This window comes from Chitinimonas violaceus, from assembly GCF_052601015.1.
The window spans coordinates 1-9,096 of the sequence record NZ_JBQXDJ010000102.1 but is presented as its reverse complement, the minus strand read 5'-3'; the positions used below and the strand labels follow the sequence as shown (position 1 = coordinate 9,096).

At 53.6% G+C, this 9,096-nt stretch carries 7 protein-coding genes; 3 read left to right on the top strand and 4 right to left on the bottom strand.

Annotated elements, in window-relative coordinates:
* Window positions 1-728 precede the first annotated feature (728 nt).
* Entirely contained in the window at window positions 729-1,031 is a 303-nt protein-coding gene (locus tag ACUHMQ_RS19355; RefSeq protein ID WP_099405099.1) for an HU family DNA-binding protein, read from the top strand.
* Between the two features lie 265 nt (window positions 1,032-1,296).
* Here ACUHMQ_RS19355 and ACUHMQ_RS19350 read toward each other — a convergent pair whose 3' ends face one another.
* From ACUHMQ_RS19350 to ACUHMQ_RS19340, 3 genes are all read right to left on the bottom strand, one after another.
* Window positions 1,297-2,319, bottom strand: coding sequence for a CobW family GTP-binding protein (locus ACUHMQ_RS19350; RefSeq protein WP_445297099.1), 1,023 nt, complete (start codon window positions 2,317-2,319; stop codon window positions 1,297-1,299).
* A 226-nt stretch (window positions 2,320-2,545) separates the two neighbouring features.
* Complete coding sequence (locus ACUHMQ_RS19345) at window positions 2,546-2,740, bottom strand: YbdD/YjiX family protein (RefSeq protein ID WP_445297098.1); 195 nt, start codon at window positions 2,738-2,740, stop codon at window positions 2,546-2,548.
* Window positions 2,741-2,749: 9 nt separating this feature from the next.
* Window positions 2,750-4,807 carry a carbon starvation CstA family protein gene (locus tag ACUHMQ_RS19340; RefSeq protein WP_445297097.1) on the bottom strand — a complete coding sequence of 686 codons (2,058 nt, stop codon included), beginning with the start codon at window positions 4,805-4,807 and terminating at the stop codon, window positions 2,750-2,752.
* A 356-nt stretch (window positions 4,808-5,163) separates the two neighbouring features.
* Between ACUHMQ_RS19340 and ACUHMQ_RS19335 the strand changes: the two genes are divergently transcribed.
* Together ACUHMQ_RS19335 and ACUHMQ_RS19330 are read left to right on the top strand one after the other, a co-directional pair.
* Window positions 5,164-6,519: a cache domain-containing protein gene (locus ACUHMQ_RS19335; RefSeq protein ID WP_445297096.1), complete on the top strand. Its 1,356-nt coding sequence runs from the start codon at window positions 5,164-5,166 to the stop codon at window positions 6,517-6,519.
* Window positions 6,516-7,157 carry a response regulator gene (locus tag ACUHMQ_RS19330; protein WP_445297095.1) on the top strand — a complete coding sequence of 214 codons (642 nt, stop codon included), beginning with the start codon at window positions 6,516-6,518 and terminating at the stop codon, window positions 7,155-7,157. The genes ACUHMQ_RS19335 and ACUHMQ_RS19330 overlap by 4 nt, the downstream gene beginning before the upstream one ends.
* Window positions 7,158-7,415: 258 nt before the next feature.
* Here the strand turns inward: ACUHMQ_RS19330 and ACUHMQ_RS19325 are convergent, their stop codons facing one another.
* Window positions 7,416-8,801, bottom strand: coding sequence for an FAD-binding oxidoreductase (locus ACUHMQ_RS19325; RefSeq protein ID WP_445297094.1), 1,386 nt, complete (start codon window positions 8,799-8,801; stop codon window positions 7,416-7,418).
* Window positions 8,802-9,096: the final 295 nt, after the last annotated feature.

Here is a 9,096-nt window from a genome sequence, read left to right as displayed (position 1 = left end):
AGCTCGTCACTGAGCATCAATCGGGGCATAGCAAACCCGCAGGGTGATTAGTATAGGAACCGTAATTCTGCGGGTTTGCTGCGCTTCTTCAATATACCGAAGTCAAAACGTCAACAGACCCTAGTCATTTTTGTCCCTTGCTCATAACCAACCGTTGCTTGACGCCGGCAATGGCGGTGGTTTTTTACCTGGGCTGGTGACCGTTCAGCCAATTTTCCGTACAGATTCAACACCCTTATGTGTGGTGCAGATACTACGCAAGCGATGCAAGGCTTGAAGTTGGCTGCTGTCTTGGCGCTCGTTTTGGCAAAGCATGAAAGATGAGGCCCAGAGCGGCTTTCAGCCGGGTTGCATACAGGCGGGGGAGCCAAAAACATGAGTCAGACCAGTCATTTACATGCAATTTTGGCTGTGGCTGTGCCATACCGCGGAACACTGCTTGTATTTAATTTTGCAGATTGTTGCTGTTGCTGGCTGCCATTCTGCAATACGCAAGCTATATAGATAACGCGCTCCCTGTATTAGATGGCTTGTGTACTAGCGATACGGCCCTTGATGCGGGGGTGGATGGCCCGGTATGTGTTGCCCGTTGTTTTATGGTGCAAATATGCCGCACGCCTTACTTTTGCGCGTCGCCAGACCGTATTTGCTTCGAGTAGACTTGGCGCTCGATCGGCCTGGGGTGTAGTCGGTCGTTTTCAACTATCTGAGGATTGAGGGGCAAACCAATGAACAAGAGTGAACTGATTGATGTCATCGCCGAAAAGGCCAATCTGAGCAAGGTCGCAGCAGGTAACTGCTTGGATGCTTTCCTGGAGGCAGTTTCCCAGGCGGTTTCCGACGGCGATAGCGTGACGCTGGTCGGCTTTGGCACATTCAAGCCGCTGGCCCGTAATGCCCGTGAAGGAAAGAACCCGCGTACTGGCGAAAAGCTGAAGATCGCGGCTACTACCGTGCCCAAGTTCACCCCGGGTGCGACCTTCAAGGCTCGGGTTGCTGAAAAAGCTGCCAAGAAAGGTAAGAAAAAATAAGCAGCACGGTTATTTACTCGCACCCATGTGTTTGGCCTCTTGAAGTGTGAGCAATACCCGGTAAGAGGACGCGCGCAGAGGGAGAGGAAATGCGCCATGCTCGCTGTAGTTCGGGCGTAGTCAGCTGATTTTGGCTTGCTCGTAAGTAAACATTGCTAAGATATTCGTAATACCAGTTACAACGCCGGATTGGGTTGATCACACCAGTGGTTTGCTCAGTCTGGCGTTATTCATTTTGGGTTGCTGATCTTTGCCCGGCCAGGAATTACCCCACTGCAATGCAATCAGCAAAGTCAGCTTGTAGCTGTTCGCCCGGCAGTTGACGGCCGATAAGCACGATGTCCGAACGCGGGGAAGAGTCCGCCCAATCCCTGCCATAGTCAAAACCAGCGATCTTATGCACGCCCTGGAAAATCAACCTGCGGGACTCACCGGCGATAGCCAGTACACCCTTGTGGCGCAGTAGATCGTCGCCGTACTTGGCCATTACGTGGTTCATGAATGCGCTGATGCGCCCAAGATCGAGCGGGCCGGCATGTTGCAGGTGCAGCGCGGCAATGTCGTCAGCAAAAGACTTTTTCGCTGCGCCTTTGAAGGTAGTGCGTAGGCTGGGTTGTGTTGGTGTGTACAGGCAGCTTTGGCTTACGACCCGGTGTTGGAGCAGGTCTTCATCCAGATGAAAACCGCGTACATCGAAAAGTGGGGACAAGTCGACATCGCCTTTTCTCAACCGATACTGGGGGGCCGACAGGTTGATAGCTGCCAAACGCGCACTCAGTATGCTGACCTGTGCTTCATCTACAAGATCGGTCTTGGATATCAGCAGCCTGTCTGCAAAGCCAACCTGCTTACGCGCAACCCAGTGCTCATCCAACTGCTTTGGGGCATGCAGAGCATCAACGACGGTGATGACGGCATCGAGCACATAGGCTTCGGTAAGATCGGGCGTGGCGAAGAAGGTCTGCGCAATAGGGGTTGGGTCGGCCAAACCCGTTGTTTCAATCACGAGCCGGTCGAAGTGGATTTCGCCTGCTTTCTTACGCTGTTGAAGTGTACGCAGGGTAGCGACCAAGTCACCACGTATGGTGCAGCACAGACAGCCGTTGCTCATCTCGACTACTTCGTTGGCAGATACGATCAGCAAGGTGCTGTCGATATTCACCGGCCCGAATTCATTTTCGATAACCGCAATACGATATCGGTGGTCTGTTTGCAGGATATGGTTAAGCAGCGTTGTCTTGCCTGCACCAAGAAAGCCGGTTAGGAGGGTAACAGGGGTAGGTTGCATGGTGCTCCTAAGGGAGAGTATGTACTCTGGTATCTCCAGTGAAAATCGGCTTAAGCACCTATTCAGAGTCCACTGTGCGTCAGCAATACGGCGTTAAAACAGCCCCAGCATGCTCTAGCTCGCGAGACTTTGAACAGCTACCTGGGAGCAGCTGCCAGTGAGCTGAAACACAGCACATGAACCCTGACCATGACCACAGCTGCGCAGAAAGATCGTAAACAAGTTTTTAACAGCACTTTCCAGCGCCACCGCTATACCGTGCTTCCTGCCGTTCGCGAAAGAATTCCTCATAGCTCATTGGTTCGCGTTCCGGGTGGGTCTGGCGCATATGCTGCACATAGACCTCGTAGTCAGGTACGCCAACCATCAGGTTGGCGGCTTGGCCCAGATATTTGCCCAACTTGCTTAATTGGTCGAACACGTTTTTGGCCTACGCTGTTGTTACAGCCTGGAAAGGGGTTTCTTTGGCTGTCGGGTGTGTTTCTCGATACGCTTTAAAGCACGCGCGGATGCCGAACAGCATGATGCTGACTACGAGCAGGATAAAGCCGAAAGCCAGCGTGGCATCGACATAGTCGTTGAATACCACCTGCTGCATCTGGGCCAAGCTCTTGGCTGGCGCCAGTATTTCACCTTTGGCCAGCGCATCCTGGTACTTGTGGGCATGTGCGAGGAAGCCGACCTTGGGGTTATCCGAGAAGACTTTCAACCAACCTGCGGTCAGCGTGCAAATCAATAACCAGACCGTTGGCACAATGGTTACCCAGGCGTATTTCTCGCGCTTGAGTTTGAACAGCACCACTGTAGCGAGCATCAGGGCAATACCAGCCAGCATCTGGTTGGCAATACCAAACAACGGCCATAGCGTGTTGATGCCACCCAGTGGGTCGACCACCCCTTGGTACAAGAAGTAACCCCAAGCTGCCACACACAGACCGGTAGCGGTGAGGCTGGCAACCCAGGACTCGGTGCGCTTGAGTGAGGGTGCAAAGGTGCCCAACAGGTCCTGCAGCATGAAGCGGCCAGCACGGGTACCGGCGTCGACCGCGGTAAGGATGAACAGCGCTTCGAACAGGATGGCGAAGTGATACCAGAACGCCATCATTGTCGTACCGCCAAATACGCTGGACAGAATCTGCGCCATACCTACAGCCAAAGTCGGCGCGCCGCCTGCACGCGAGATGATGCTGTGCTCGCCAAGGTCTTTGGCGGTTTGCGTGATCATTTCCGGAGTGATCAGAAAGCCGAAGTTGGACACAGCGGTGGCTGCGGATTCGGCAGTGGTGCCGATGACAGCAGCCGGGCTGTTCATGACGAAGTAGATACCGGGGTCGATAACCGACGCAGCTACCAAGGCCATGATGGCGACGAAGCTTTCCATCAGCATGCCGCCATAGCCAATGAAAGGCATGTGCGATTCGTTTTCCAGCAGCTTGGGTGTGGTGCCCGATGAGATTAGTGCGTGAAAACCCGATACTGCGCCACAGGCGATGGTGATGAAAAGGAATGGGAACAGGTTGCCTGCCCAGACAGGTCCGCTGCCATCAATGAATCGGGTCATGGCTGGCATTTTCAGCTCGGGCGCTACCAATACGATACCGATGGCCAAACCGACGATGGTGCCGATCTTCAGAAAGGTCGATAGGTAATCGCGTGGTGCCAACAACAGCCATACCGGCAGCACAGAAGCGACGAATCCGTAGCCGATCAACATCCAGGTGAGTTGTACACCAGTGAAGGTGAAGGCTGGACCCCAGTATGGATCAGCTGCGATGTGTCCGCCGCCCCAGATTGCCAGCATCAGCAAGATGAAGCCGATGACGGAAATCTCACCGATACGACCGGGGCGGATATAACGGGTATAGATACCCATGAAGAGGGCAATGGGTATGGTCGCCGCCACAGTGAAGGCACCCCAGGGGCTTTCCGCCAGGGCTTTCACCACAATCAGCGCCAGAACGGCGAGGATGATCACCATGATCATGAACGTGCCGAACAGGGCGATAACGCCTGGAATATCGCCGATCTCGGACTTGATAAGATCGCCTAGCGAGCGGCCATCGCGCCGGGTGGAGATAAACAAAACCATGAAATCCTGCACAGCACCGGCCAGCACAACACCCGCCAGAATCCAAAGCATACCGGGCAGGTAACCCAGTTGCGCTGCAAGTACGGGACCAACCAATGGACCCGCCCCGGCGATGGCGGCGAAATGATGACCGAAGAGCACATACTTGTTCGTTGGCACGTAATCGAGGCCATCATTGTGACGTATGGCTGGCGTAGCACGCTTGGGGTCGAGTTCCATCACCTTGGTGGCGATGAAGAGGCCGTAATAGCGGTAGGCAATCAGGTAAACCGACACGGCGGCAACAACAATCCATAGCGCATTGATGGATTCGCCGCGATGCAGTGCGACAGTACCGAGTGCGAAGGCGCCGATGGCTGCAATAACGCCGAAAATCGCGTGGCGTGAAAGGTGGTGCATGGTAAATCTCCAAGCCGATGAGCACTTCTATAGCCTGTTCATGATCTTACTGCGCAGCTGTGATCAGGATTTATGTGCTGCTCGAAATCCTCATGTACCCAGGTACATTCTGGTTTCGGCGTTGCTCTGCGCCCTGTTGGCAGCTGCTCATGACAGATCGTGAATAGGCTCTTAGAACCTGACCATAACTGCGTGGTGAGGTTCTAAACAGCGCTATTTAATTTTATCTAGGTGCTGGGGCGAGTCCCAGCTAGCCGAGTTTTGACTCTACTATTCGTGTTTTCCGGCTGGGTTAGAATTCGCAGTACTACTGGACAGTGCTACGCATTAATACGTAGTGCGATGCCGCAAAGTTGATGATGCTCAAATATAAAATTCTTGCCCTTACCGTATTGCCCCTGGTGTTGTCGATTTGTGCAGTGGCGGTATTGGTGCAGTATCGCGCCAAGCAATTGGCTGAGCATCAGGCAGCTTTGATCGAAGAGAACTTCATGGTGGCCAAGCGGACCGAATTGAAGCATCACCTGGGGCTGGCCCTCAGTTCCATTGCGCCGTTATATGCGCTTGGTGGCGATAAAGCGAAAAACCAGGCGCAGGCAAAGGATATCCTGGCCAGCATCAATTATGGCGAAGACGGTTACTTTTTTGCGTACGACGTCCATGGCCGCAACATTGTCCACCCCCGTCAGCCGGAATTGGTAGGTCAGCCACTTTGGGACTTGAAAGATCCAGCAGGGCGGTTGGTGATACGGGACCTGCTTGAGAGTGCCAGCCATGGCGATGGTTATTTGCGTTATGAATGGGCCAAGCCATCCAGTGGCCAAGTCACCGAGAAGCTTGGCTATGTGGTGATGATCCCGCAATGGGGCTGGATGATCGGTACGGGCATCTATCTTGATGATGTGGAGCATGCGACGGCAATGGTGCGTGAACGGGCCCGCGACAATGTCCATGCGACGATGCTGGGGCTGGGTGGTGTGACCCTGGTAGCCGTCTTGCTGGTGTTTATGGGTGGCGTGGCGCTGAATGTCAGCGAGCATCGCTTGGCGGACAGCAAGCTGAAGGCCATGGCGCATCGTATTGTGAACTTGCAGGAAGAGGAACGCGCACGCGTTTCAAGAGAGCTGCACGATGGCATATCTCAGGTATTGGTTTCTACCCAGTTTCATTTCGAATTGGCTCAGCATAAGTTGGAAAATGGCAGGGAAGGGGCCGTGGCGGATTTGCGTAAGGGGCTGGCTGGTCTTGCTGGAGCAATTACAGAAGTAAGGCGTATCTCACATGACTTGCGCCCTTCGATTCTGGATACCTTGGGTCTTGAAGTTGCCATTATTCAGTTAGCAAACGAGTTCGCACTACGTACAGGTATCCAGGTGGATATTGGGAGACCAGAACAAACGATGGTTGTGCCCAATGACCAAGTTGTGGCGTTGTTCCGCATTGCGCAAGAGGCGCTCACGAATATTGAACGCCATGCCCGTGCCAGCGAAGTCAAAGTCCAATTGATGCATGATGGAGATCACGTACAACTCGAGATTATCGACAACGGCCGCGGGTTCGATTCCCGCAGCATTGAGCGGGCTGGTGGTATCGGTTTACGCAATATCCGTGAACGGGTCGAGCATCTTGCAGGTCAATTTATTTTGCACTCTACCGTTGGTCATACCTGCCTGCGGGTACGCCTTCCTGTTACACCGAAAGCAACACCATGACTTTTAAGCAATCCTCCCCCCAACGTGTCCGCCTGGTATTGGTGGATGATCATCCATTAGTACGGGATGGTCTACGGGCTTGGCTGGAGGCTGTGGCGCAGATAGAAGTAGTGGGCGAAGCCGGCTGCGGGGACCAGGCATTGCAACTTGCTGAGCAATTATTGCCGGATCTGATGCTGGTGGATATCGGCATGAAGGATATGAACGGTATTTATCTGACGGAAATGTTGTCCGCCCGTTTTCCAGCTATCCGTGTATTGATACTCAGCATGTATGAGCATGCCGAATATGTGACCAGCGCCATGCGCGCGGGGGCTAAGGGCTATGTGCTAAAGGATGCTGGGTCGCACGAGATCATTGCCGCAATTGATGCAGTGGTGGCTGGTGGAACCTTCTACAGCGCTGCAGCTGCCAAGGCATTGATGTCGCCACCGCCGTTGGCATATGGCCTTACTGAACGTGAGCGTGAAGTATTGGTGCTGTTGGCCCAGGGTCTATCGAACAAGGCCATTGCCCAGCAGTTGGCGATTAGCGTTCGTACGGCGGAGACTCACCGCTTGAGCGTGAGACGCAAGCTGGGAATAGACAGCGCAGCAGGTCTCGCAAAATACGCGCTGGAGCAAGGATGGTTGAAGTAGCTCTGTGTCTTTACAACCTCAAGCAAAGGAGCTTGCTTATGGTGAGCTGCGAGGTTTTGACAATGCCTAGTGAGCGTTCCCTTGGCTTGATGCGTAGTAAGGTTGTGAACGGGTTTTAGAACCTATTCAAAGCCTCGCGAGCTAGAGCAAGACAAGGCGAAAACAGCCGAGGAAGCAGAGTTTACAAATGGTAAATGAGCATTCCGAGGGTGTTCTCAACACGGTATTGCTGACGCGCAGCAGACTTTGAACAGGTTTTTATAGCAGTACGCCAGGATTGAAGCACCCGTTAGGATCTATGACCGCTTTGATCTGCCGCATCAACGCCCGCTCGACCGGATCATGGTTTGCATCTGCCGCGGCAATGCGTAAGCGACCTATGCCGTGTTCGGCGCTGATATCACCACCATGGCGGACTACGAGGTCGAACAATAGCTGGTTTGCCAATGTCTCAGACGAAGCAAAATCCTCACTGGCAGGCAGGCTGAGGTTGTAATGAAGGTTGCCATCGCCAACATGGCCAAATACCACTGGCCGGGCTGCAGGCAGCCGCTGTGCCAGCAGCTTGGCAGCTTCAACTACGAAAGCAGGGATAGCGCTGATAGGTAACGCCAGATCGTGTTTGATAGAAGGCCCTTGTCGGGTCTGAGCCGATGGAATGTGTTCGCGCAGTGCCCAAAGCGCTTTGGCTTGGCTGCCATCCTGGGCAAGGGCTGCGTCTTCACATCCTGCTGCCAATAAAAGCTTGGTAAGACGTTCTGCCAATACCGCATCAGTCTCTCCACCACTTAATGCAATGAGTGCTGCAAATGACGGCGGTGTGTCGAAGGGTTGCGCAATGGTCGGGTGATGTCGTGCCATCAGATTCAGCGCTTCGCTGTCGATCATCTCGAATGCGGTCAGCACCTCACCCAGGGTTGTCTTGGCCTGGGCAAACAGGGCCAATACTTCCTCTGCACTATCCAAGGCCACCATTGCTACGGCAGAGCCGCGTTCAGTAGGAAACAACCGCAAGGTGGCTGCGGTGACAAATCCCAAGGTACCTTCTGCTCCAATAAACAATTGCTTGATGTCGTAGCCAGTATTGCGTTTGCGCAGGGTATGCAGGCCATTGAAAATACGCCCATCAGGTAAGACAGCTTCAATACCCAATACCAATTCCCGTGTATTGCCATAGCGTTGTACTTGCAGACCGCCGGCGTTGGTACCGATCAGGCCACCAAGCCTAGCGCTGCCAGAAGAACCAAGCCATAGCGGAAAGAGCCGCCCGGTTGATTCCGCTGAGCTGCGAATATCGTCCAATATGCAACCTGCCTCGGCAGTGAGTGTGTAGCCGATCGGGTCGATATGACGAATCTGTTTGAGTCTGTCACAACCAAGTAACAGGCTGGTTTGATTGATGGGCGTTGCACCGCCGACCAGGCTTGTATTGCCAGCCTGTGGTACCACGGTAATCCCATGTGCCTGACAACGACCTATGATGTGTGCTGCTTCTTGGGTGTTACTAGGTAAGGCCAAGCCAAGTGTCTGACCTTGCAACCGTTTGCGTGCATCGATGAGCCTTGGAGCGAGGCGTTCCGCAGAGGTAATCAAGGCTTCTGCTGGTAAGTTGCTGGCAAGTTCGGCAAGGAGGGGATGGGACATCAGAAGTCTTTTAGTTTGTCTGTGATCGTTGGCTAATCGATATCTATGTAGGAAGAGTCGAAGCCTGAAAGTGCGAAGAACCCGCTCAACATCTCGTCCGAACTGGCGAAATGTTAAACAGGTTCTTCAGCAACAAACAATCGCTAAATGCAGCGTTTGAATCACAGTGTGAATCCCCCCGGTTTTCGTGGAGGCTCAGTTGTTAGAGACAGGCGAACTGTGCCTGCTCGTTTAGCTGTCGGTAATAAGCTGTCTCCGCTTCTGCTGGTGGCACGTAGCCGATTGAGCTTAGTAA